Below are 24,867 nucleotides of genomic sequence, written 5' to 3' on the forward strand. Positions count from 1 at the left end.
CTGTTGCGCATACGCGTCTGAATAAAGAGAGCAGGAGAGCTTATGACGGGGGACCACGCCGGGCATATTGAAGATACACGGCTGGCAGAAGCGTTGAGCGAGCGTTATCTGGCCTATGCGATGTCCACTATCACATCGCGTTCCCTGCCGGATGTGCGCGATGGTCTTAAGCCCGTGCATCGGCGTTTGCTCTATGCGATGCAGCAGCTCAAGCTAGACCCAAGCTCTGGCTTTAAGAAATGCGCCCGCGTGGTGGGGGATGTGATTGGTAAGTTCCACCCCCATGGTGATGCTTCCGTTTATGATGCGTTAGTCCGCCTAGCGCAGGATTTTGCTGTGCGTTATCCCTTGGTGGAAGGGCAAGGCAATTTCGGCTCGATTGATGGCGATGGTGCAGCAGCCATGCGTTATACAGAAAGCCGAATGACAGAAACCGCGCGCATCATGCTGGAAGGCATTGGCGATAATGCGGTCGATTTCCGCCCGACTTACGATAATGAGGACCAAGAGCCTGTTGTCTTGCCGGGGTTGTTCCCCAATTTGTTGGCTAATGGGGCGGCGGGGATTGCTGTGGGGATGGCCACAAGCATCCCCCCTCATAACGCGGCGGAACTTTACCAAGCTGCACGTTTATTGATTGAAAAACCAGATTGTACCATCGCGGAGCTTTTAGAGCTTGTCCAAGGGCCGGACTTCCCCACGGGAGGGCTATTGGTGGAGGACCGGGAGACGCTCATCCAAGCGTATGAGACAGGCCGGGGGAGTTTCCGCATCCGGGCGCGTTGGGCTGTAGAGAAAGGCCGCGCTGGGGCATGGAGCATCATCGTCTCGGAAATCCCCTATCAAGTGCAAAAGGGTAAGTTGATCGAAGATATCGCCAAGAAGATGGAGGAGCGTAAGCTGCCCCTTCTGGCAGATGTGCGGGATGAAAGCACAACGGATATAAGATTGGTTTTGGAGCCCAAAACCCGTAATTGTGCCCCAGAAGTGCTGATGGAGACGCTCTTTAAACATACGATGTTGGAGAGCCGTTTTAGCTTGAATATGAATGTGCTGAGCCAAGGGAAGATCCCCGGGGTCTTGTCGCTAAAAGCGGTATTGCAGGCATGGTTAGAGCATGTTCATGAGGTTTTAATCCGCCGGACGCAGCACCGTTTGGATGCGGTATTGAAGCGGCTGGAGATTTTAGAAGGGTTCTTAAAGGTCTATCTAAATCTAGATGAGGTCATCCGCCTCATTCGGGAGGAAGATGAGCCAAAACCCGCTTTGATGAAGGCGTTCTCCCTCAGTGAATTGCAAGCCGATTATGTGTTGAATATGCGTTTGCGGTCTCTGCGGCGTTTGGAAGAAATGGAGATACGTAAAGAGTGGGATGGCCTTGGGAAGGAACAAGCCACGTTGGAGGCCCTTTTAGGCTCTGAAAAACGCCGTTGGAGCCGGATCGGTAAAGACCTCCAAAAAATGCAGGCTCTTTTTGAAGGGGGAGCTTATGGGGCTCGCCGCACCATTATAGGGGAAGCCCCTGCAACTATTGATACGTCCGCCGCCCTTGCGGTGGAGCGGGAGCCTGTGACGGTTCTACTCTCGCAAGAAGGGTGGATTCGTGCGGTAAAGGGGCATGGGCATGATGTAGCGAATCATCGTTTTAAGGAAGGCGATGGGCTGGCTTATGCTGTGGAATGTCAGAGTACGGACCGCCTGTGCATGATGGCAGCAGGAGGCCGCGCTTTTACGTTAAAAGTGGCAGACCTGCCGCGTGGTCGTGGTTTTGGCCAGCCGGTGCGTACTTTGGCAGACCTTGCCCAAGAGGACCAACCGGTGGCTCTCTTTGCATTAGGTGATGATGAGAGCCGCTATATGCTGACAAGCAGTGATGGGCGCGGGATGCAGGTTTCAGCCGGGAATCTCGCAGCTGAGAAGCGGACAGGGCGGCAGGTCTTTAATCTGCGCGATGGGGCTGTGGTGCAGTATGTCCTCCCAGCGGAGGGAACGCATGTTTTGTGTCTGACAACCAATAAGCGCGCGCTTATTTTCCCATTGGAGCAAGTGGCCGAAGTGGCAAAAGGCGGGGGAGTGAGTTTGCAAAAACTGGCTGCCGGGGCAAGTTTAAAGCAAGTCCGGCTCTTTTGCCTTGATGAAGGGCTGATATGGCAAGATGGCCAACGGGCACGCTCGCCAGAGGATTTATCACCGCTTGTGGGGCGTCGTGGGAGTGCTGGCCGGGTCGCACCGCAATGGATGTTACGGCGTTAAGAGAGGGGTGCGGCCCTATATGGCATCGTTCTTTTCAGTCTCTTTTTGGTTTGGTGCGCTGCATATTGCGTTCTCGCTCGGTATTACAGCGCATGTGTTGCTAACAAAACGGGACACGGCCGCTGCGACAGGGTGGATCGGCATTTGCTGGTTTATGCCCTATATGGGGCCTATCCTATATTTATGCCTCGGTATTAATCGGGTGCGGCGGCGCGCGCAAAAATTGCGGGAATATACTACCCCGGAGGAAACCGCCTTCCTCGCTAAATGGACGCATGATGCTCAAGATAGTTTCATGAATCCGTTGATTAAGATGTTGGATGGCTTGACGGGCTTACCCTTATTGAAGGGGAATCAGGTTGAGTGCCTTCATAATGGTGACCAAGCCTACCCGCATATGTTGGAGAGTATTCATCAGGCGGAGCGGTCCATCCTCTTATGCTCTTACATTTTTCGGTATGATAAAATTGGTCGCCAATTTGTAGATGCCCTTGCCACAGCGCAGCAGCGCGGTGTTGAGGTGCGTGTGTTGGTGGATGGGATTGGCAGTGGCTATCTCTATAGCCCCATTATCAAGCAGTTGCGACAACGTCATATACGCTGTGCGCGTTTTATGCATTCGCTATGGCCGTGGCGGATGCCTTTTGTCAATTTGCGGGATCATCGTAAGATTTTGGTGGTGGATGGCCGTGTTGGCTATATGGGCGGGTTAAATATTGGGGATGAAAATTGCCTCAATAACGCTACCCACCGCCGTATGCCGGTGGCAGACACACATTTCCGCCTAGAAGGCCCCGTTGTACAGCAGTTATCAGAAGTCTTTATTAAAGATTGGGCGTTTACAACGCGGGAGGAGCTGGACGGCGAGCGTTACTTCCCAGACCCCGTTGCAGCAGGGGATATTCCTGCACGGGTTGTGACATCTGGGCCGGATATGGAGGTGGAGCTTATAGAATATACCATCCTCCAAGCCATTATTTTGGCACGGCATCATGTTTGTTTCATGACGCCTTATTTCATCCCCGATGATCGTTTTGCAACAGCGTTAGAATTAGCCGCATTGCGTGGTGTGGTGATTGATATTGTTGTGCCGCATAGAAGTAATCATCCCATCACCGATTATGCGCGTGATGCATGTTTGCGGCAGTTGGTACAGGCTGGTTGTCGTGTTTGGTTAGGTGCGCCGCCCTTTAATCATTCCAAATTAATGACAGTCGATACGATGTGGAGCTTTGTCGGTAGCGCGAATTTGGATAGGCGGTCATTGCGGCTCAATTTTGAGAGCAACATAACATTGCATGATGAGGCAACCGCCGCTCATTTGGAAGGCTTCATCCTAGCCCATTGTAACGACAGGCTTACCTTGTCGGATATTGAGGTATGGCCGTTGGTGACAAGGTTGCGTAATGGGGTATGTCGGCTCTTTCTCCCTTACCTTTAAGGGGGAGAAAGGTTTCCACTTCATCATGAGGGTAAAGGGTGACGGCAATAGGCCGGTGGTCCGAGCCAAAACGGGGATAAGCGCGATGGCTTAGGGCTGAGAAGCCACGTGTTAGGCAGCGATCCAGCCGGAGGGGGACTTTATCAAGCATCCGATGTGTTTGTTCACGCGGGCCGACATCTTTAAAGCCACGGAGCATAGCAGGCCCAACTTGGTTAAAATCCCCCATAATGATGGCGCGCTCTGAGAGTTCTTGCCGGATAAGGCGTAGCTGGCGGCGGTTGAGGATAGGACCGTGGGAGAGATGCACATTGGCGATTGTAAAGGGGCCGAAGCCAATATCAAACTCCAATAATTGCGCCGAGCGATGAGCGACTAGCCCCGGTTGGAGCATGTGCAGCCGGGGCGGGGTTTGGAAGGGGAAGCGACTCCAACAAGCTGTCCCATGCACACGCCCCTCGGAAGCGAGGCGGCTATAATGACCACCAACGAGGTCTGGTAAGCGGTTTGTAAAAGGGCGACATTCTTGCATCAGTAAAATATCAGCCTTGGTTGTACGCAGTAGCAGGCGAATATCCTCTAATGTGGCACCATCTTCATGGAAGAGATTCCAACTAACGAGCCGAAGATAGGAGGTAGAGGGTATTGTCGAATCCTGCATGAACATGGCCTGAATCTTAGCAATGGGAACCACCATTCTATACTGATTTGGGGTGTAAAAGACAGTATGAAGCGCATTGGGTAGTTTAGATATAGGCGGCACGCTATAAGAGATGGCATGAATCCAGCAAGGGAGCTGTGCCGGTGGGTATGGAAAAGACACCATCATCTGAATCATCAGAGCGCATTATTGGGGCTGGTTGGCAGAAATTAGCGACCTTTTTAACCCATGCAGGGCGGCAAAAGCCGGGGCGCGATGGTAGTTTTGTGAATCCACCTATCGAGCGTGGCTCTACTGTAGTGTTCCCCACTGTGGCGGATATGGAGGCCCAAGGGGCACGGGCTTATGAGCATGAGCTTGTTTATGGGGCAATGGGTAACCCCGTTCAGCATGAGTTAGAGCGTGTTATTGCCGCGCTAGAGGGCGGGCAGCATACGCAGGTTGTTAATTCTGGCCTAGCTGCTTGTACAGTAGCCTTGCTCGCTTTTTTAAAGGGCGGGGATCATCTCTTATTACCCGATTCGGTTTATGGGCCGACACGGCGTTTTGCGGTTAATTTTTTGGCCCGCTTTGGGGTGGAAATCAGCTTTTATCCTCCGCGTGCGAACGAGGCTGAATTGCGGGCTTATATGAAGCCTCATACAGCGGTTATCTTTGCAGAAAGCCCCGGTAGCCATACATTTGAGGTCCAAGATATTCCCCTGTTAGCGCGGATAGCACATGGGGTGGGGGCACGCTTATTGCTGGATAATACATGGGGGATTGGGGCGTTTCAGCCTTTTACCCATGGGGTGGATGTGTCCATTCAAGCTTTGACGAAATACCCCGCAGGCCATGCCGATGTGATTTTAGGGGCGATTACGGTTCAAAAACCAGAGGATTGGCGGGCCTTGCGCCGTGCAGCGATTGAGCTTGGGGCCTGTGGCGCACCAGATGAGTGCTGGTTGACATTACGCGGTTTAAAAACGATGGCCGTGCGCTTGGCACAGCAAGCCCGCTCTGCTTATGCGTTAGCGCAATGGTTGGAGAGCCGACCAGAGGTTGCTTGTGTGCGTCATCCTGCTCTGCCTTCTTGCCCCGGTCATGCGCTTTGGAAGAGGGATTTCCAAGATGCAAGTGGGCTATTTGGTGTGGAATTAGCAGCGGGCATCACGCAAGAGGCGATGATGGCTATGTTAGAGAGCTTGGAGCTATTTGGTATAGGCGCAAGCTGGGGCGGGTATGAAAGCCTTGTACTGCCTACATCTGGTGGTTTGAAGCGGACGCATCATGAAGGTTTGCCCAGCGGGGCGGCGTTTCGTGTCCAAGTGGGACTAGAGGATGTAGATGACCTGAAAGCAGATTTCTTTAAGGCCTTGACGTTACTTACATAGTTAATTTACTACGCGTTAATGTATTAAGGACCTCTATTGTTCTATATCAATGCGTGAGGCGTGGGAATCGTCTTTCCTAGAGGGAAGATGACCTTGGTTTTAAAGGAGCGTATTATGACCAATGCGTTGTTCCTTGTGCTTAACCTAGAGACAGAGGCGTTAGAGGCCCTGAAGGACTATGCTGCCTCACATAATGAGACAATGGAGCAGGTGATGTTCCAAGCTCTTGAGGAATGGGCGTTAAATCGCTTTATTCGTTGGCCAGAACATACTGAGTAGAACGTGCTTTTCTATCACATCAGGTAAGGGCGCGTGTCTTCGGGGCCTATAGTGCATTACGGTAAGAAAGAGCCTCGGCTACATGCTGTTTTTGTACGGTGGTGGCTGCGTCTAAATCCGCGATGGTGCGGGCTACGCGGAACATGCGCGTAATACCACGATGAGAGAGTTTCATCCGTAGGGCGGCTTGCTCGGCAAGGGTACGGGCTTCGTCCTCAAAGGCAAAGCCTTCTGGCGGCATAGCCGCATTACATGCCCCTTGTCGGGCGAGTTGGCGGTCGTAAGCTTGTTGGACACGCGCGCGTACTTCTGCACTGCTCTCACCCGTAGGGGCGCGGCTGATTTCTAAGGGGGAGAGGGAATGGACATGGACGCATAAATCCATGCGGTCCATCATCGGGCCGGAGATGCGGGCAGTGTATTCTTGCGCACAACGAGGGGCTTTTTTACAAGCACGTTCGGCATCATGGACATAGCCGCACCGGCAGGGATTCATCGCCGCGATGAGTTGGAAACGCGCTGGATATTGCGTATGCCGTGCCGCGCGGGAGATGGTTACTTCCCCTGTTTCAACAGGTTGGCGCAAACCTTCCAGACAATTACGGGGGAACTCGGGGAGTTCATCAAGGAAAAGAACGCCATTGTGAGCGAGGCTAATGTCGCCGGGCATAGCTTTAGGACCGCCGCCAACGAGGGCAGGGAGGGTCGTGTTATGATGCGGTGCGCGATAAGGCGGGCGGTTGATGAGCCTACCCGCCGGTAATAGCCCGCTAATGCTATGGATGCGGCTTGTCTCCAGCATTTCAGCAGGGGTAAGCTCAGGCAGGATGCTCGGTAGGCGGCTTGCTAGCATAGATTTGCCAGAGCCCGGCGGGCCAGACATCAGCAGGGAATGACGCCCCGCTGCGGCAATCTCCAACACACGGCGTGCTTGCATCATGCCCTTAACATCTTTGAGGTCCGGCCCGTAATCGGGAGGTTGTGGCGTGGGTGGAGGCTCTGGCGGGAGGGGTTGTTCTTTGCGAAGATGGCCAATGAGTGCCTTAAGGGTCGGGGCAGCAATAATGTTAAGCTCTGGATGGCCCCAACGGGCTTCCGCCCCTTGAGAGGCCGGGCAGATTAAGCCACGCTCCTGGCTGACAGCCGCTAATGCCGCACAAAGAACGCCCCTAACAGGGTTTATCGTGCCATCTAAGGCGACTTCCCCCAAGGCGGTGAGCGGGGCTGTGGCCTCTGGTGGGATGACGCCCATCGCGACAAGGACGCCTAGCGCAATAGGGAGGTCGAAATGCGCGCCCTCTTTGGGGAGGTCTGCTGGTGTGAGATTAACAAGGATGCGCTTAGGGGGGAGGGCAAGCCCCATAGCGGAGAGGGCAGCCCGAACACGCTCGCGTGATTCCGCAATAGCGCGGGCGGGCATACCAACGATGATGAAAGACGGTAACCCGCTGGAGATTTGCACCTCCACCATGACCGGCAAAGCATCAATCCCCATAAAAGTGAAGCTTTGGATGCGGGCAAGGGAAGGAGGCGTAACCGCCATAACGCTAGGATTCCGTCATATAGGGGCTTGTGGGACGATACCCCGCCATCATAGGCGTATTCATGATGGGCGGGGCTGATAGAGAGGCGAGGCCTCTTTACGCGCTCATGAGCGGGCGGATAGAGCGGGCCCGTAACGTCCCTTTCAAACCGCGAAGCTGCTCGAGCAGGGCTTTCTCCAATGTGGGGATGTCCTGCCCCGGCTGAGCCTCAGCCTCGGTGACGACATAGCCAAGCTCGCCATCTGTTTGGAGGAACTGCGCTGTGAGGTTGCAGGCCGACTTCGCAAAAATATCGTTGATTTGCCCTAAAATACCCGGCTGATTGGCATGGACGTGCATAAAGCGCATCCCACCGGGGCGTTCGCCAAGCTGTACTTGCGGGAAATTGACCGCCCCGATGGTTGAGCCAACATCGGAATATTCCACTAGCTTTTGGGCGACTTCCACACCGATGCGCTCTTGTGCTTCCATCGTGGAGCCACCAATATGAGGGGTGAGCAACACATTCTCTAGCCCTTGCAGCGGAGTGGTAAAACGCTCTTGGCTGCTTTTTGGCTCGACAGGGAAAACATCAATCGCAGCCCCCATCAAATGCTTATCTTTAAGCGCGCGGGCAAGGGCCTCAAGGTCCACAACCGTACCACGGGCATTATTGAGGAGGATGGAGTTAGGCTTCATCGCACGGATTTCTGCCTCGCCAATCATGTCCTTTGTCTCTGGCGTTTCAGGAACATGAAGGGTGACAATATCGGACTGGCTTAGCAATTCCTCCAACGAGGCAACGGCGATGGCGTTCCCATGGGGCAGGCGCGGGGCAATATCGTAATAAAGTACGCGCAGGCCGAAGGATTCCGCTAAAACAGAAAGCTGAGAGCCGATGGAGCCATAGCCAACAATGCCGACTGTCTTGCCGCGTACTTCCCACGCATTGGCGGCGGATTTCTCCCATCCACCGTGATGGCAGGCTTCCGAGCGGGAGGGGATGCGGCGGAGGAGCATCACAATCTCGCCCATGACCAGCTCCGCAACGGAGCGCGTATTGCTAAAAGGTGCGTTAAAGACAGGAATACCGGCCATACGCGCGGCATTAAGGTCCACCTGATTGGTCCCAATGCAGAAGCAGCCAATCGCCATTAGGCGGTTAGCAGAATGGATAATCTCGGCTGTAAGGCGCGTACGACTGCGGATGCCGACCATATGGACGCCATCAAGGGCCTCTTTAAGGGCATCGCCCTCCAAAGCTCCTTTTAAGCGGGTAACAGAGGCATAGCCTTGTTGCTCTAGGTAATTAACCGCACTGTCATGAATCCCTTCCAACAGAAGGATTTTAATACGGTCTTTAGCGAGGGAGAGGGTCATAGCGGGTAACCTCATCATAAGGGCGGGTGCCAACATGAGCGCGGCACGAAAGGAATCGTTCTTTATCTGTAACGGACAGCGCGTTAAGAGGAAAGGGCTTCTATCGCCTCCTGATGGAGGGTTGGGTTGGCACAAGCGAGGATAGTGCCATCACTTTCTAGTGTTAAAGCATTGCCTGCCCAATCTGTCACGCAGCCACCGGCCCCCGTGATGATGGGCAAAAGAGGCCCCCAATCCCACGGTTTGAGTGTATCTTCTGCGATGATGTCGATATGACCTAAACAGAGCAGCCCGTAAGCGTAAGCATCACCGCCCCATGAGGTCCGGCGCGTTTGTTTTTGGAGTTTTTGGAAGCATTGATATTGCGCAGGGCGGAAGATTTCTGGTGCGGTGCAGGAGAGTTCAGCCTCATGGAGGGGGACGTGCTGACATGTGCCGATATGGCCGGGCATGTGAGGGGCGTCATAACGGCTGGGTGCGCCTTCAACCCCTATCCAGCGTTCATTGGTTATTGGTTGGTCGATGATTCCCAAAACAGGGCGGCCTTTGTAAAAGAGGGAGATTAAACTCGTAAAGCTGGGGCGGCCTGTCACAAAGGCGCGCGTGCCGTCTATAGGGTCTAAGACCCAGAGCCATTCATTATCTATCTGGCCAGAGTGTCCCGCTTCCTCTCCTAAGATGGCATGATGGGGCACATGCTGGGTGAGGAGGGCCCGCATAGCAGCCTCAGCCTCTTGGTCAGCTTTGGTAACGGGACTGTCATCCTCTTTGGCATGAATAGCGAGTGACTGCCGAAAATAGGGAAGAATGACCCGCCGCGCGGCCTCGGCGCATTGTTGGGCGAGGGGAAGATAGTCAGAAAAAGCGGGGTGGGACATAGGGCGGATATGCCTTTATTCTTACGGAGTAATTGACGAGACGCAGGGAGCGCGGCAATCAAGGACTCATGCGAGCGATTATTGTCATCCCCTCCAGAATTGCCTCTACGCGGCTTCCACGCAAGGCTTTGGCTTTAATTGATGGCGAGGTGATGATTGTTCATGTCGCCCGGCGTGCTGTGGCGGCTGGGTTGGGGCCGGTTTTAGTCGCTGCGGGCGATGATGAGATTAGCGCGGCTGTCTCCCATCTTCCCGGTGTGGAGGTGGTTTTAACAGACCCCGCTTTGCCCAGTGGCTCGGACCGTGTGCAAGCGGCGTTGGCTGTTTATGACCCTCACGAACATTACGATTCTGTCGTTAATCTCCAAGGGGATCTCCCTTTGATAGACCCCCAGATGATTGCAAAATCATTGCGCCCTTTAGAGGATGAGCAGTTTGCAATCGGCACCTTAGTGGCTCCCGTGCAGAGCGAGGCTGAAGCTAAGGCCGAGTCGGTTGTGAAGGTAGCTTGTGCGTTTCAGCATGATGATGCTGTAGCGCGGGCCTTATATTTTTCGCGCTCTGTGATTCCGTGGGGAGTGGGGCCTTTATGGCATCATGTAGGGGTGTATGCATGGCGGCGTAAGGCTTTAGCGCAATTTGTGAGATTGCCGCCTTCTTTGTTAGAAAAACGCGAACGCTTGGAGCAATTACGTGCTTTAGAGGCTGGCATGGCGGTCGGCTGTGTGCAGGTGGCTCATGCTCCGTTAGGTGTGGATACAGCAGAGGATTTAGCGCGGGTCAGGGCGCATCTGGGGGAGAGAGCATCATGCCGGTAATTGCATTTCAGGGCCGACCGGGTGCGTATTCCGACCTTGCATGCCGTGTAACCCGGCCGGACTGGGTTACCCTACCATGCCGCAGCTTTGCCGAGACGATTGAGGCCGTGCGGGATGGGCAAGCTGATGAGGGGCTTTTACCGTGTGAGAACTCCCTTGCTGGGCGTGTGGCGGAGATTCATGCGCTCTTGCCAGAGGCGGGGTTAAAAATTGTTGGGGAGCATTTTCAGCGCGTGGAGCATTGCCTATTAGCCGTACCGGGGGCACGGCTTGAGGATATAAAGCGTGTTCATACCCACCCTGTAGCGATGGCACAGGTACGCGGCTTGCTTGCTTATTATGCGTTGGAGCCTGTGACGGAGTTTGATACAGCAGGCGCGGCGGAGCTTGTAGCTGGCTGGGGGCGGAAGGAAGATGCAGCCATTGCGTCCTCTCTAGCGGGGGAGCTGAATGGGTTGAATATTCTGCAACGCAATGTTGAGGATGCTGCCCATAATACAACGCGCTTTTACCGTGTTGCCCTGCCAGATTCTGTTACAGATGCTATGGCTGGGCAGCCGATGATGACGACATTGCTTGTCCATATTCGGCATGTGCCGGGGGCTTTATGTGATGTCTTAGCGTGTTTTGCACGTTATGGAGTCAACATGACGCGGATTGAGAGCTATATGCTGGGGGGCTCTTTTGAGGCGTCTCGTTTTTTGATGGATATAGAAGGTGCGGTGGAGGAGCCAAAGGTGCACCATGCCCTCACCGCGTTGGTAAAGGTAAGCGAGGGCCATCATATTTTGGGGAGTTACCCACGGAGTCCCTTCCGTGATGAGATGTGACCTTTCTCCCAGAGGGGAGGATGCTTATAATGGTGGCATTATTTGTTGTGATGATTGAGAGATGAGGGCGGAGAGTATCATTATGGCGCAGACGATTAATCAGCACTATCGCGGCTCTTTGACCGCCCTTATCACCCCGATGAAGGCGGATGGCACGCTTGATGAGCAAACGGCTGCTCGTTTGATTGAGCGGCAGATTGAGGGGGGGACGACAGGGCTTATCCCCTCTGGCACAACGGGGGAGAGTCCTACACTCTCTCATGCTGAACATGGCCGTGTTGTTGAGCATTGTGTCGAGGTGGCAAATGGGCGCGCCTTGGTGATGGCGGGGGCTGGCTCTAACAGTACGCATGAGGCTGTGGGAATGGCTCGTCATGCCCATAAAGTAGGGGCAGATGCGTTGTTGGTTGTCGTGCCTTATTACAATAAACCAACGCAAGAAGGGCTTTACCGGCATTTTATGACGGTGGCAGATGCGACTCCTTTGCCGCTTTGGCTTTATTGTATTCCCGGTCGCTCGGTTGTTGATTTAACGCCAGAGACTCTAGGTCGCCTTGCTCAGCATCCTAATATTGTGGGTACAAAGGATGCCACGGCGAATCTCACACGCCCGATTGCGGTGCGGCGTGTTGCAGGTGCAGCGTTTAATCAGCTTTCTGGTGAGGATGGGACGATTTTATCCTTCCTTGCGGCAGGTGGGCATGGCTGCATTAGTGTGACCTCTAACGTAGTGCCGGAGCTTTGTGCGCAACTTCATCGGCTTTGGCAGGAAGGGAAGGTGCAAGAGGCGATTGCGCTGCAAGATAAGCTTATGCCGTTGCATGATGCCCTTTTTGCTGAGACAAGCCCTGCCCCGGCAAAATACGCGCTGTCTCGTTTAGGCCTTTGCACTCCGACTTTGCGTTTGCCGATGGTTGAGCCGCGTGATGAGACGAAGAAGCGGGTTGATGATGCTTTACGTTCGCTTGGGCTGTTGGGTTAAGACGCGGATATGGCAGCGAGTAAGAAAAAGACAAAAGGCGGGCTGATTTCGCACGGTATTGCCGCGCAGAATCGTAAAGCCCGTTTTAATTACTCCATCATAGAGACTGTGGAAGCCGGACTGGTGCTAAAAGGGCCAGAGGTAAAAAGCTTGCGGATGGGGCGGGCTACATTGTCCGAATCTTATGCGGTTGAGCGCGAGGGCGAGCTTTGGCTTATTAACTCCTATATTCCAGAATATCAGGGCGGAGTGTTGTCCCGCTTTGATACACGGGCACCACGGAAGCTTCTGCTGCACCGTAAGCAATTAGCCAAATATATTGGGGAGGTCACAAAGGCTGGGGCGTCTCTTGTGCCGTTAGATATTCATTTTAACGCGCGCGGTGTGGCTAAAGTAACGCTTGGCCTTGGGAAAGGGCGGAAGAAAGAAGATAAACGCCACGCGATTGCTGATAGAGACTGGCAGCGCGATAAAGCGCGTCTGCTGCGTAATAAAGGACGTGGTGAATATTGATATAAAAAACCCCACAGCATGCAGGCCGTGGGGTTTTTTATAAGGTGGGAGAGGTTGTAAAGGCACAACCTCCCTTTTCCTTTGCTTATTCAGCGGAGAGCTGTACAGCCTCAGGGCCTTTATGGCCTTGGATGACATGCATCCCAACAGCCTGACCATCAGCTAAGCTACGCAGGCCGGACCGCTCCAAAGCAGAAGCGTGGACGAATACATCCTTACCCCCAGCTTCTGGTGTGATGAAGCCAAAGCCCTTGGTGGTGTTGTACCATTTTACAATCCCGCGCATTTCTTCAGCTTGGGAGAGATCTGGTGCAGGGTGGAAACGCTCACGCTCTTGCCGCATAGGCGGTGCGGAGTGGCGGGGGGCTTCCTCTGTCGCAGTGCTGGCATCAACAGAGAGAACCTCGGCGACTTGGCGGCCTTTGGGGCCTTGGCCAACGCGTACAACAACAGTTGTGCCCGGTGCAGGCTCGCCATGGCCGATAGTGTTCAGCGTATTCGCGTGGAGGAAAACATCCCCGCTACCATCGCTCAGCCCAACAAAACCGAAGCCACGCTCGGAGTTGAACCATTTAACCGTCCCGGTGATTTCGGGGCCTGTGGGAGTGATTTGCGGGCCACCACGGCCGCCACCGCCACCGCGGCGGGGGCCACCACCAAAGCCACCACGCGGCGCATCGTAACTGCCGCGATCGTCAAAATAGGAGGGTTGGGTCATAAAATCGCGGTCAAAACCGCCGCGGCGGGAGGAAAAGGAGCTGCGGTCGGATCTATTATTTCTCAAGTGTCTCGTCCCGTACTGGGGTCATCAGGGAGGGGAGCAACATTCTGCTACCCTCAGGGTCTTAAAAGGCACCGCCATTCATGCGGTCCGATTAGGACGGTAGCATGTTTTTTCACTTACGCCATATGAAAAAGAAAAAACTGCGAAGATTTTTCAATCTCTTTAATTAAGGGAGGCACTATTAAAGAATTACTATAAACTAGTCGCTTGGTTATCAATAAAATTGATTTAATATCCAGTCTTCTACCCAGCGGCGAGCAATCGTCCCGGCATGGCGCGGTCAAACAGGTGGAGGAGGTCTTGCAAGGCTGCTCCGCGTGGGCCTTGTAAGGTGGGGTTACGCGTTAGCTCACGCTGGCTATCATGGCGCATAGCGGTGAGGAGCAAAGCAAGGCGTGTGGGGTCGGCAAGGCGAAAGCCCGGTAAGCCAGATTGGCGGCTGCCTGCAAGGTCGCCCCCACCACGGATGCGGAAATCTTCATCAGCGATGAGGAAGCCATCCTCAGTATCGCGTAAGAGGGAGAGGCGTTTTTTCGCGGTGAAGCTGCTCTCCTCACTATGGAGGAGGAGGCAATAAGATTGTTGTGCCTCACGCCCCACCCGACCACGGAGTTGATGAAGCTGGGCAAGGCCGAAACGCTCAGCTTGCTCAATGACCATAATCGTTGCATTGGGGATATCAACGCCGACTTCAATCACCGTTGTGGCAACAAGGAGGCGTGTTTTGCCTTGCTCAAAGGCGGTGAGGGCCTTTTGGCGTGTCTCAATATCCTGTTTGCCGTGGGCAAGGCCGATGATGGGGCCGAATCGTTTGGTGAGTGCGGCCCAGCGTTCCTCCGCTGCGGCGGCACTTTGGCTTTCACTCTCCTCAATAAGAGGGCAGACCCAAAAGATTTGTTTTCCTTGCTCTAAGGCGCGCTTTATCCCTGCGAGAATATCATCCAATAGGCCCATATTATGAACAGTCGTATGGATGGGTTGGCGTCCGGCGGGTTTGCTATCCAGCCGGCTAACGCCCATCTCGCCCCATTCTGTGAGTTGAAGTGTGCGGGGGATGGGGGTGGCTGTCATGACTAGCACATCAGTTGCAGGGCCTTTTGTGGCGAGCTTCATACGCTGCTCCACCCCAAAACGATGCTGTTCATCAATGACAGCAAGCCCGAGGTCAGCAAAGATGACACCATCTTGAAAGAGTGCATGCGTGCCGATGGCGATTTTAGCATGACCATCGGCCAGCTTGGCTAAGGCAATCCGCCGGGCACGCCCTTTGATGGAGCCACTTAAAAAGACAAAGGGCACAGGGCAGAGGGCTTCAAAGGTGCTGGCATGTTGCTGAGCGAGGATTTCGGTCGGGGCCATGAAGGCCGCTTGAGTGCCGGCCTCTACAGCATGGAGCATGGCCATCATCGCGACAAGGGTTTTCCCTGCCCCTACATCACCTTGCAAAAGGCGCATCATCGGGGTGGGTTGGCGCATATCAGCGGCAATTTCATCTATGACACGGCTTTGGGCTGCGGTGGGGCGATGGCCAAAACGTTCCAAAAGCTGTTGGCGGAGTGTGCCATCTCCAATAAGGGCACGCCCCTCGCGCGCCTGCGCTTGTTGGCGGGCCATCCCTAAGCAAAGCTGGTCAGCGAGGACTTCATCAGCGGCAAGGCGTGCGCGTGCGCGCTCTAAAAAGGGGGTGGGGTCCCCTTGTTGGGAGAGGCTTTCGGGCAGGTGTAAGGTTTCTAATGCCGTTTTAAAGGACGGCCAGCGATGTTTTTGCAGGAGGGGGGCATCTAACCATTCGGGGAGGTCATCGGGGATGAGGGCCAAAGCGGCCTTCATGGCACGGCGCACGGTGGAGGGGAATAATCCAGCCGTTAAGGGCCAGACAGGCTCTAACCACGGGAAGTTATCTCTCTTCTCCCACGCGATGATATGGTCTGGCCGGGAGAGTGTGAGGCGGTCATGATAATGTCCTACTTTACCAGAGACGAGAATCTCCGTGCCTTCAGGGGGGAGGAACAGTCGCCCTTTTTGGAAGAAAGTAATCTCTAACATGCCCGTTTCATCATGGGCGGTGAGGATGGTCGGTTGGGAAGGCCGTGCAGGACGGCGAATGCCTAAGACGCGGACATGGCTTGTGAGTACGTCCCCCGTTGGGAGGGCGCGTCCTTCGGCAAGGGTCATTATTTTTCGGCGGTCAATGAGCTTTTCTGGCAGGGTAAAGAGCAGGTCAATCACCCGTTTGCCGCCGCTAATTTTGCTTAATAATGTGGCATGGCGTGCTGTGAGTCCTGGCAAGCTCGTCAGCGGGGCCAAAAGCGGGGTAATCCGCAAAGAGGGAGGGGCAAGGGGCATAGCGTGTAAACGGCTTTTGTGCTGACAGAGGGCCGAGGGAGCGTTATAGGGTAGCAAAACCATCAGATAATAAAAATACTCTTATCTCATGAGGGGAGCCTGCTTTGATGCACGCTGAAGATTCTGCCATGGCGTCTTTTGGTCCGACTATCTGGGGTGTGCCAGATGGCGCGGTGGCGTTTTTGCTGCGTCAGCGTTTGTCAGAGCATCAAGGGACGATTGTGCATGTCGCTCATGATGATGCCGCTTTAGCGTCCCTGGCTGATATGCTGAGTTGGCTTGTGCCAGAGGTAATGGTGCTGCGCTTTCCTGCGTGGGATTGCCTACCTTATGATCGTATCTCGCCTAATCCGTCCATCGTTGCAGAGCGTACAGCAACCTTAAGCCATTTATTGGAGCCCGCACCGCCCACAGGCCGCATTGTGCTGACGACAATCCATGCGATGATTCAACGTGTACCGCCGCGTGCCGCTTTTGCGGGCCAGACACTCCACATCAAACGTGGTGATATGGTGGAGGCTAATCACCTTGCCGAGCAGTTGGTGGGGAATGGCTATAGCCGTGTTGATACCGTGATGGAGCGCGGCGAATTTGCTATGCGCGGGAGCATCTTCGACCTCTATCCTGCTGATGCGGGGGAGCCTGTGCGGCTCGATTTCTTCGGAGATGAGGTTGATAATATCCGTAATTTTGATGCTGCAACCCAGCGTTCGACAGAGGCGCGGGAGGGGTTCAGCCTTACGCCCGTGTCGGAATATGCATTGGATAAAGCCAGCCTAAGCCGTTTTCAGACAGGATGGCGGGATGTGTTTGGCAGCGGTGCGATGGAGGATGTGCTGTACCGGCAATTATTGGAGGGACGCCGGGCCAGCGGGGCAGAGCATTATCTACCGCTTTTTCATGATGGTGATGGCCATCATATGGAAACTTTGTTGGATTATCTGCCAGATGCCGCGGTGAGTTTTGAGCGTGAGACGCCAGAGATTCTTACCGCCCGGTTGGAGATGATTGCCGACCATTACCAAGCGCGTTGCGCGGCGGGGCATGAGGGGGAGCTGCCTTACCGGCCCTTGCCACCGCATCGTTTATATCTCAATCGCCATGGGTGGGAAGGGATGTTGAAGGGCTATCCCACCGTCCTATTATCACCCTTTGCGCGCCCTGATGGAGCTGAGGGGATAGAGGCGGGCTATAAGCCGGGGCCTGTTTTTGCCAGCATGGGCGGCGCGGGGCGAGAAGGGATTTTTCAGCAATTTGCAACCCATGTACAAGCATGGGCGAAAGAGGGGCGGCGCACTTACCTAACGGCATGGAGCAATGGCTCGCGGGAGCGGATTGCGACCCTCTTACGCGATCATGATATTGCGTGTGAGAGCTTTGAGGGTTGGCCCGAGGCCGCAGCTATGGCGCGTGGGGCGGTTGGGCTGGTTGTTCTGGGGCTAGAGCGTGGCTTTACGGGGGGAAGAGTCGCCTTTGTCTCCGAGCAAGATTTATTAGGAGAGAGGTTAGCCCGCCCACCAAGGCGGCGGCGAAAGGGCCAAGATTTTATCACCCAAATTGGCGAAATTGCCGAGGGTGACCTTGTCGTCCATGAGGAATACGGCATTGGGCGTTATGTTGGGCTAGAGACCGTGCGCGAAGGGCGTGTAGCGCATGATTATCTCTCCATCCTTTATGATGGGGAGCAACGCTTGCTTCTGCCTGTGGAGAATATCGACTTGCTTAGCCGGTTTGGCTCCGAGCAAGGGACGGTGCAGCTTGATAGGCTAGGTGGGACATCATGGCAGGCGCGTAAGGCGAAGATGAAGACACGCCTGCGCGAAATGGCCGGGGAGCTGATTCGCACCGCAGCGGCACGGGCGATGAAGGAGGCCCCCATCATGGCTCCCGCAGAGGGGTTGTGGGATGAGTTCTGCGCGCGATTTCCTTTTATGGAGACGGAGGATCAATCGCGCGCGATTGCCGATGTGTTGGAGGATTTAAGCAGCGGCAAGCCGATGGACCGCCTCGTCTGTGGGGATGTCGGCTTTGGTAAGACAGAAGTCGCCTTACGCGCGGCGTTTGTCGCGGCTCTTTCTGGTATGCAAGTGGCTGTCGTGGTGCCCACAACCTTGCTTGCACGGCAGCATTATCTTGGCTTTAAACAGCGTTTTGAGGGGCTACCTGTGCGGGTAGAGCAGCTCTCACGCATGGTGAGCGCAAAAGAAGCCACAAAAGTGCGCGATGGGTTGGCTGATGGCACGGTGGATATTGTTATCGGGACTCATGCGCTCCTCTCCAAAGCAGTGTCTTTTGAGCGGCTAGGGATGCTGATTATTGATGAGGAACAGCATTTCGGCGTGGCGCATAAAGAGAAGCTGAAGGCCATGCGCGAGGATGTCCATGTGCTGACCCTCTCCGCAACCCCGCTTCCCCGCACGCTTCAGCTATCGCTCTCTGGTGTGCGGGAGATGAGCCTGATTGCCACCCCGCCGACAGACCGGCTCTCGGTCCGTACCTTCATCACGCCTTTTGATAAAGTGATGATTCATGAAGCCATTCAGCGAGAACGCTTCCGCGGGGGGCAGATTTTCTGCGTTGTGCCGCGTTTATCGGATATGCGGCATATGGCAGAGCGACTTAAAGAGATTGTGCCAGATGCCCGCATTACCGAGGCGCATGGTCGCCTCACCCCCACCGAGCTAGAAACGGTGATGACGGAGTTCTCGGAGGGGAAGTACGATATTCTGCTCTCCACCAATATTGTGGAAAGCGGCTTGGATATGCCGCGTGTTAATACGATTATTATTCACCGGGCGGATATGTTTGGCCTTGGCCAGCTTTATCAGCTTCGTGGTCGTGTAGGGCGGGCCAAACAGCGTGGTTATGCCTATCTGACATGGCCACAAACGCATGTATTATCCTCATCTTCCATCAAACGCTTAGAGATTATGCAGACGTTGGATTCTTTAGGGGCAGGCTTTACGCTCGCCTCGCATGACCTCGATTTACGCGGGGCGGGGAACCTCTTAGGCGATGAGCAATCTGGCCATATTCGGGAGGTGGGGATCGAGCTGTATCAACAGATGCTGCAAGATGCGGTGACGGATTTGCGGCGGATGCGTGATGAGAGCGATGAGGAGGATATAGGCTGGACACCGAACATCATTCTCGGTTTGGCTGTCCTCTTGCCGGAGGATTATGTAAAAGACCTGCCTGTTCGGCTTGGTCTATATCGCCGCATCGCCGCTTTGAAGGATGAAGCTGATGTGGATGCGATGCGGGTAGAGCTGGTGGATCGCTTCGGCCCGCTGCCCCAAGAGGTAGAAAATCTGCTTGATGTTGTGATGATTAAAAAACTCTGCCGCGATACCGGGGTGGAGCGGTTAGAGGCTGGTCCTAAAGGCATGGTGCTTCAGTTCCGCAAGAATAAGTTTGCTAATCCAGATGGGTTAATCCGTTGGGCTGCGCGGAATGAGAAAGCTGGGGTGAAGATACGCCCGGACCATAAGCTTGCGATGGTGCGGGAAATGACAAACGCCGTACGCATTAATATGGCGCGGAAAATCCTCGCTTCTCTAGGTAAATTGCTGGAGAAAGCACGCCAGAGTGATGCGGCATAGGGTAGGGGGATTAGGGCTATGCGCTTAACCCTTTATACGGATTACGCCTTTCGGGTTTTAATTTATCTGGAAACACAAAAAGACCGTCTTGTCTCTATTGGGGAGATTGCCCGTGTTTATGGAGTCTCTGAAAATCATTTAGTAAAGGTGGTGCATCGCTTAGGGCAGCATGGCTTTATTAAGACGCTGCGTGGGCGCAAAGGGGGGCTGCGTTTAGGGCGTGATGCGGCGGAGATTTATCTGGGTGATGTTGTCCGTTGTACAGAGGATGACCTCGCCCTTGTAAGCTGCATGCGTAAAGATGAGGCAGCAGCGGGCTGTATTTTGGTGGGGGGATGCCGTTTAAAACAGACGCTGTTGAAGGCACGTTTTGCGTTTATGGATGTGCTGGATAGCGTTACGCTGGCCGATGTAACTGCCCCGCATGAACGTACGATATTGATGGATGCTGTGCAGGAGGTAATTGCCACACCGCATGAAGGGCCTAAAGGTTAGGCCGGAATCTGCGCCAATTTGCCGTAGTTTGTTGGTACGCAAAGTGCGAATAAGTCGGCAAGGCCTGCTCTATATGCGGATGAGGGATAAAGATAATCCCTGAATCTGTTAGGAAGCTATCAATCTCTTTAAAAGGAACATCATGCGTTTTTAGCTGTTGGGCAATCCAATTCATGGTTCCCATGACCATTGCTCCGGGGCCGGTAATGGCCCAGACATTTTCAAAAACACCTGTCTCGACAAAAGCGCGGACCTGGTGGAACATCGTTTCCATAATATGCTGCATGAGGGGGTTCCCGGCCTCGTAAATGAGGATGTCATTATCAAGGCACCACGGATTGCCCACGGAGTAAGGTAGCAATGTCTTAAAATGGGCTCCTTTGGTTATGTCCGTAACAGGGGCGTGGCAGATAACATCGGCATCAATATACACACCGCCTTTGATATGCAGGTAACATAACCGCCAAAAATCAGAGAGCATGGCAGGATGGGGGCAAGCCTCATACAGGGCTGCAATATCCGTGCCGAAATGCGCCTCAATAAACGCCCGAGCGGAGTCGGCATTGGCACGATGATAGGTGAAGTCAGGATGAGCGAGCCGGACGCTCTCCATGGCGGTGAGAATATCATCGGGCGGGGGCGTACTATCCCAAAATTGAGCAATATGTTTGGGTATGCGTCGTGGGAACTCCTGCGGCACAGAGCGCGAAATTGTAGGAAAGAGACGGCTCTCTAAGGCTAAGGCAAGGAGCGCAAAACACCCGTCATGTTCCCCTCGTAATGCCGCTTGGAACATCTCTTGGAAGGGAGCGGGATAATCTGGGAAATCAAAGCTCATCGCGGAAGCCAGTGGCAATGACGTAAAGCTCGCTCGATTCCTTACGGGAGGCAGGCGGCTTGACGTGCTTCACAACGGCGAAGTTGCGCTTCATCAGGTCTAGCATCTCTTTTTCTGACCCACCTTGGAAGACTTTTGCAATAAAGGCCCCGTCCGTAGCGAGGATTTTTAAGGCGAAGTCGAGTGCATTTTCAGCTAAGGCCATAATGCGGATATGATCAGTTGCAGCATGGCCTGTGGTGTTAGGTGCCATATCGGACATCACAAGGTCTGCGCGCCCGCCAAGCATGTTTTGGAGCCGCTCTGGCATGTCGGCTTCCATAAAATCCCCTTCGATGATGTCGGCCCCCGGTACGGGGTCCACTGGTAGTAAGTCCACCCCAATGACCTTAGCCGCCCCGCGCTTAACGGCAATCTGCGCCCAGCCCCCCGGTGCGGCACCCAGGTCCACCACGCGGCTACCGGGTTTGATGAAGTGGAAGCGGTCATCCATCTCTAGCAATTTGAAGGCCGCGCGGGACCGCCAGCCTTGTTGGCGTGCCGCACTGACGTAGGGGTCATTTAATTGGCGATTGAGCCAGCGTTGCTGGGCAGGGGTGCGCCCACGGGCTTTGCGTAGTTTGACGGTCTGCGTCCGTAAGGTTTGGGAGGCAGAGGCATCATCGGCGGGGTCGCGTGTGCCGGGTGTGCGTGAGTGACGCAAGGGCTTGCCGGGAACACGTTTTGCGGCTCGCTCTTTAGCAGGGCGGCGGGATGAGGGAGGCGTATCTTTTGGGCTCATAATGCGAGAAGATAAGCCCTTCCATCCTATCTGCAAAGGCCGCTTCGTCTTTTTGTTGCTGCAAGAGGCTTTTTGCCTGTAAGGGGCTGGCAGAGACATTGTGTTAGCCGTTGCACTAGAGAAGATAAGGGCCTTTTGTGAGACAATTTTACGCCGCCTTTATGGTTGCAGCCTTCGCCTTATGTATAGGGGCAGGCTTAGGATATTGGCAGACAGCGAGCCTTACCGGGGTGCTTATGGGGGTAGAGGCTGTAGCGATTCTAGCCCTGATGGAAACTGCTGAATCCATGGATAATGCGATTGTCGATTACGGTATTCTCAAAACCATGTCTCCACAATGGCAACGCCGTTATATGAGCTGGGGGATGCCGATTTCAGTTTTAGGGATGCGGTTTCTTTTCCCCATTCTGCTTGTGGCTATTGTCGCAGGGCTTTCCCCGTGGCAAGCGGCGCGTTTGGCGATGATGGAGCCGCAGCGTTATGCCCATATCATGCTCGGTGCGCGGGATATGATCGCCTCTTTTGGTGGGGCATTCCTCCTCCTTATCGCGCTGAATTACTTTTTAGATGATGATAAAACCCATCATTGGGTCACATGGGTGGAAAAGCCAGTAGCACGGCTTGGTGGGGTCCCCGCCTTGCCTGTGGGGGTGACATTAGCGGTGCTGATGGGGGTAAGCCGTTTGATGGCCCCCGGGCATGACCCGTTAGCCTTTCTCTTTTGGGGCTGTGGGGGGATTGTTGCCTATATATTGGGCAAAGAAGTTCTCGTCTGGTTGATTGGTGAGCCCGGTGCAGCCCCCCTTATGATGAAGGGCGGTTTGCTCAGCTTCCTCTATCTAGAGTTTATTGATGCGAGCTTCTCTTTTGATGGTGTCATTTCGGCGTTTGCTATTACGACAGACCCTATCATAATCGCCCTTGGCCTTGGTGTGGGGGCCATGTTTGTACGGTCTATGACCCTCTCCATGCTGAAAACGAACGCTTTGGCAGAGTATGTTTATGTAGAGCATGGGGCGTTTTATACCATCCTTATTCTGTCTCTTTTGATGCTATGTGGCGTGTTGGTCTCTGTACCAGAATGGATAACGGGGCTGGTTGGGCTATTATTGATAGGCGGGGCCTTTTTGGCGAGTCTGGCGCATAAGCGTCAGGGGTGAGGGGGTAGAAACAAGGGAAAAACGCGCCTGCCCTCTTGCGCCGGAAAATGAATGACGTTAGAAACCCGACTGCATGCACCGCCTTGGGAGATAGTTTAGCGGTAGAACTACCGGCTCTGACCCGGTCAGCCCTGGTTCGAATCCAGGTCTCCCAGCCATTATGAGGGTGTTATGTTTAGCAGGCCGTCTTAGAGCGGTCTCACAGTGCCGCTTGGGAGATAGTTTAGCGGTAGAACTACCGGCTCTGACCCGGTCAGCCCTGGTTCGAATCCAGGTCTCCCAGCCAGTTATCTTAGCTTAAATGATGCACAAGTTCGCTTAACATACGCTTCAGATTTGCGTATCAGCGTATGCCGCTGTAAGGGAAGGCTCCCTTCTTTAAGGTTGGAGCATGGTACGATATGGCTGCAAAAATCTCATCTGATTTAATAGCGCGTTATGCGGGCAATCTGCCGCGTTATACCAGCTACCCAACTGCTGTTAGTTTTACTGATGCTATTGGTCCGCAAGATGTGGCAAGCTGGCTAAAGGCTTTGCCGGCTGAGCAATCGGTCTCGCTTTATTTTCATGTCCCTTTTTGTGATGAGCTATGCCGCTTTTGTGCCTGCAATACGGCTGTGATGCGGCAGGAGGAGGGACGTAAGGCATATGGGGCGTTATTGCTAGAGGAGATGCGCCGCGTTATCGCCCTGATAGGGCAAGGCCGCCTTGTACGGCATCTTCATTTTGGGGGAGGGACGCCGACAACCTTACCGCAGGATGTTTTGCGGGAGGTCATGGCCGCTGTGCGTAGGGCGTTCCAGATAGCTCCAGATGCAGAGTTGGCTATGGAGATGGACCCGCGTCATGTTCCAGAGGGGATGTTGCCACTCTTGGCGGAGTTGGGGTTTAATCGCATCAGCTTTGGGGTGCAGGACCTTAACCCACGCGTACAAGAGACATGCGGGCGCGTACAATCTTATGAGCAAACTCTCGCCTGTGTGCAGCAAGCCCATGCTGCCGGGGTGCATGGGGTGAATATCGACCTCATCTATGGTCTGCCTTATCAAACGGTGGAGAGTGTGAAGGACACCGCCCAACGCATTGTGGCCATGCGACCAGATAGATTAGCTGTTTTTGGTTATGCTCATGTCCCGTGGAAGCAGAAACGCCAGCAACTTATCCCTCAGGAGGCCTTACCCGGTACGGAGGAGAGGGTTGAGCAAGCGGCGATGATTGATCACGTCTTGGTAGAGGCGGGCTATAAGCCCATTGGGCTAGACCATTACGCCCATCCAGATGATGCAATGGCGCGCGCTTATGAGGCCGGGACACTGCATCGGAACTTCCAAGGCTATACGATTGATTCCTCACCTGTTTTGCTGGGGATGGGGGCCTCGTCTATCTCCATGACGCCAGAGGGATATTATCAGAATATCCCCTCCACAGCCGCTTATGGCCGTGCTTTGAAGGAGCAAGACGGCTTGCCCATCGCCCGTGGTGTCTTTCGCACACAAGATGATCGTTGGCGGGGGAAGGTGATTGAGACCATTATGTGCCTCTCTGCTGTGGACCTTACCCCTTATATTCCAGAAGGGCAGGCTCTAAGTCAGGCTTTTGCTGCGGAGCTAGAGGCTTTACGCTCTTTTGAGGAAGATGGGCTGATTCACTGGCAAGGGAATCACCTTAGCCTGACAGAAAAGGGCAAGCCCTTCCTCCGGCATGTGGCAGCGGTGTTTGATGCACGGCAGAAAGAGCTTGCCGCAAAGCAAACAGGCCAAGCGACGCCGCGTTTTTCGGCTTCATTGTGAGATAGAAGGGTCATAGTGGCGGATTTTCTTTGCCTCCCTTTGCAGAGTGCGTTATGAGACCCTGCCAACGGCTTAAAATCTATCAATAGGGTTAAGCTGACCGAGTTGTATCGACACAGGACGCACGAGCGAGGGCGTAG

At 54.3% G+C, this 24,867-nt stretch carries 20 protein-coding genes and 2 tRNA genes; 14 read left to right on the plus strand and 8 right to left on the minus strand.

All coding sequences use genetic code 11. The features are described 5' to 3' along the window. Positions 1 to 42 precede the first annotated feature (42 nt). Positions 43 to 2,253: a DNA topoisomerase IV subunit A gene (gene parC / locus NQF89_RS05285; RefSeq protein ID WP_266137689.1), complete on the plus strand. Its 2,211-nt coding sequence runs from the start codon at positions 43 to 45 to the stop codon at positions 2,251 to 2,253. Positions 2,254 to 2,272: 19 nt separating this feature from the next. Next, positions 2,273 to 3,694, plus strand: a complete 1,422-nt coding sequence (gene cls, locus NQF89_RS05290) for a cardiolipin synthase (protein WP_266137690.1) — start codon at positions 2,273 to 2,275, stop codon at positions 3,692 to 3,694. Here cls and NQF89_RS05295 read toward each other — a convergent pair. Further along, positions 3,612 to 4,391: an endonuclease/exonuclease/phosphatase family protein gene (locus NQF89_RS05295; protein ID WP_266137691.1), complete on the minus strand. Its 780-nt coding sequence runs from the start codon at positions 4,389 to 4,391 to the stop codon at positions 3,612 to 3,614. The two genes, cls and NQF89_RS05295, sit on opposite strands and share 83 nt — an antisense overlap. Positions 4,392 to 4,504: 113 nt before the next feature. Here NQF89_RS05295 and metC point away from each other — a divergent pair, with 113 nt between their 5' ends. Further along, positions 4,505 to 5,728, plus strand: coding sequence for a cystathionine beta-lyase (gene metC / locus NQF89_RS05300; RefSeq protein WP_266137692.1), 1,224 nt, complete (start codon positions 4,505 to 4,507; stop codon positions 5,726 to 5,728). Positions 5,729 to 5,842: 114 nt separating this feature from the next. Next, on the plus strand, positions 5,843 to 6,007 hold the full coding sequence (locus NQF89_RS05305) for a hypothetical protein (protein WP_266137693.1): 165 nt from the start codon (positions 5,843 to 5,845) through the stop codon (positions 6,005 to 6,007). Positions 6,008 to 6,053: 46 nt separating this feature from the next. On the opposite strand, the gene NQF89_RS05310 is transcribed toward NQF89_RS05305, so the two are convergent. The 3 genes from NQF89_RS05310 to NQF89_RS05320 form a co-directional block, all read right to left on the minus strand. Further along, positions 6,054 to 7,550: a YifB family Mg chelatase-like AAA ATPase gene (locus NQF89_RS05310; RefSeq protein WP_099026012.1), complete on the minus strand. Its 1,497-nt coding sequence runs from the start codon at positions 7,548 to 7,550 to the stop codon at positions 6,054 to 6,056. Positions 7,551 to 7,647: 97 nt separating this feature from the next. Next, on the minus strand, positions 7,648 to 8,928 hold the full coding sequence (gene serA, locus NQF89_RS05315) for a phosphoglycerate dehydrogenase (protein WP_407652352.1): 1,281 nt from the start codon (positions 8,926 to 8,928) through the stop codon (positions 7,648 to 7,650). Positions 8,929 to 8,993: 65 nt separating this feature from the next. Beyond that, the gene (locus NQF89_RS05320) at positions 8,994 to 9,788 is read right to left on the minus strand and encodes an inositol monophosphatase family protein (RefSeq protein WP_266137694.1); all 795 of its coding nucleotides are present in this window, start codon (positions 9,786 to 9,788) and stop codon (positions 8,994 to 8,996) included. A 68-nt stretch (positions 9,789 to 9,856) separates the two neighbouring features. On the opposite strand from NQF89_RS05320, the gene NQF89_RS05325 reads away from it, so the two are divergent. From NQF89_RS05325 to smpB, 4 genes are all read left to right on the plus strand, one after another. After that, positions 9,857 to 10,606 (plus strand): 3-deoxy-manno-octulosonate cytidylyltransferase, encoded by a 750-nt coding sequence (locus tag NQF89_RS05325; protein WP_155573038.1) that lies wholly within the window; start codon positions 9,857 to 9,859, stop codon positions 10,604 to 10,606. Beyond that, on the plus strand, positions 10,597 to 11,436 hold the full coding sequence (locus tag NQF89_RS05330; protein ID WP_266137695.1) for a prephenate dehydratase: 840 nt from the start codon (positions 10,597 to 10,599) through the stop codon (positions 11,434 to 11,436). Before NQF89_RS05325 ends, NQF89_RS05330 begins: the two co-directional genes overlap by 10 nt. Positions 11,437 to 11,518: 82 nt before the next feature. Then, on the plus strand, positions 11,519 to 12,418 hold the full coding sequence (gene dapA, locus NQF89_RS05335; protein ID WP_155573040.1) for a 4-hydroxy-tetrahydrodipicolinate synthase: 900 nt from the start codon (positions 11,519 to 11,521) through the stop codon (positions 12,416 to 12,418). Between the two features lie 9 nt (positions 12,419 to 12,427). Further along, a complete protein-coding gene (gene smpB / locus NQF89_RS05340; protein WP_099026006.1) occupies positions 12,428 to 12,931 on the plus strand; it encodes an SsrA-binding protein SmpB in 504 nt (167 codons plus the stop codon). An 85-nt stretch (positions 12,932 to 13,016) separates the two neighbouring features. On the opposite strand, the gene NQF89_RS08870 is transcribed toward smpB, so the two are convergent. After that, the gene (locus NQF89_RS08870; protein ID WP_323670734.1) at positions 13,017 to 13,715 is read right to left on the minus strand and encodes a cold-shock protein; all 699 of its coding nucleotides are present in this window, start codon (positions 13,713 to 13,715) and stop codon (positions 13,017 to 13,019) included. Positions 13,716 to 13,958: 243 nt separating this feature from the next. Beyond that, positions 13,959 to 16,061 (minus strand): ATP-dependent DNA helicase RecG, encoded by a 2,103-nt coding sequence (gene recG / locus NQF89_RS05355; RefSeq protein ID WP_266137696.1) that lies wholly within the window; start codon positions 16,059 to 16,061, stop codon positions 13,959 to 13,961. Between the two features lie 107 nt (positions 16,062 to 16,168). Here recG and mfd point away from each other — a divergent pair, with 107 nt between their 5' ends. Both mfd and NQF89_RS05365 read left to right on the plus strand, forming a co-directional pair. Beyond that, positions 16,169 to 19,663 carry a transcription-repair coupling factor gene (mfd, locus tag NQF89_RS05360; protein WP_266137730.1) on the plus strand — a complete coding sequence of 1,165 codons (3,495 nt, stop codon included), beginning with the start codon at positions 16,169 to 16,171 and terminating at the stop codon, positions 19,661 to 19,663. Positions 19,664 to 19,681: 18 nt separating this feature from the next. Further along, a complete protein-coding gene (locus NQF89_RS05365) occupies positions 19,682 to 20,158 on the plus strand; it encodes an Rrf2 family transcriptional regulator (protein WP_155573042.1) in 477 nt (158 codons plus the stop codon). Here NQF89_RS05365 and NQF89_RS05370 read toward each other — a convergent pair. Then, entirely contained in the window at positions 20,148 to 20,996 is an 849-nt protein-coding gene (locus NQF89_RS05370) for a glycosyltransferase family 32 protein (protein WP_266137697.1), read from the minus strand. The two genes, NQF89_RS05365 and NQF89_RS05370, sit on opposite strands and share 11 nt — an antisense overlap. After that, positions 20,986 to 21,777: an RlmE family RNA methyltransferase gene (locus NQF89_RS05375; protein WP_155573044.1), complete on the minus strand. Its 792-nt coding sequence runs from the start codon at positions 21,775 to 21,777 to the stop codon at positions 20,986 to 20,988. The genes NQF89_RS05370 and NQF89_RS05375 overlap by 11 nt, the downstream gene beginning before the upstream one ends. Before the next feature lie 137 nt (positions 21,778 to 21,914). On the opposite strand from NQF89_RS05375, the gene NQF89_RS05380 reads away from it, so the two are divergent. From NQF89_RS05380 to hemN, 4 genes are all read left to right on the plus strand, one after another. Further along, on the plus strand, positions 21,915 to 22,937 hold the full coding sequence (locus NQF89_RS05380) for a DUF475 domain-containing protein (RefSeq protein ID WP_155573045.1): 1,023 nt from the start codon (positions 21,915 to 21,917) through the stop codon (positions 22,935 to 22,937). Positions 22,938 to 23,021: 84 nt separating this feature from the next. Next, a tRNA-Gln gene (locus NQF89_RS05385) sits at positions 23,022 to 23,095 on the plus strand. Between the two features lie 54 nt (positions 23,096 to 23,149). After that, positions 23,150 to 23,223 (plus strand) — tRNA-Gln (locus NQF89_RS05390). 115 nt (positions 23,224 to 23,338) lie between these two features. Beyond that, the gene (gene hemN / locus NQF89_RS05395) at positions 23,339 to 24,727 is read left to right on the plus strand and encodes an oxygen-independent coproporphyrinogen III oxidase (RefSeq protein WP_266137698.1); all 1,389 of its coding nucleotides are present in this window, start codon (positions 23,339 to 23,341) and stop codon (positions 24,725 to 24,727) included. Positions 24,728 to 24,867 lie beyond the last annotated feature (140 nt).

Source organism: Bombella pollinis (assembly GCF_026385485.1).
Classification (GTDB): Bacteria; Pseudomonadota; Alphaproteobacteria; order Acetobacterales; family Acetobacteraceae; genus Bombella; species Bombella pollinis.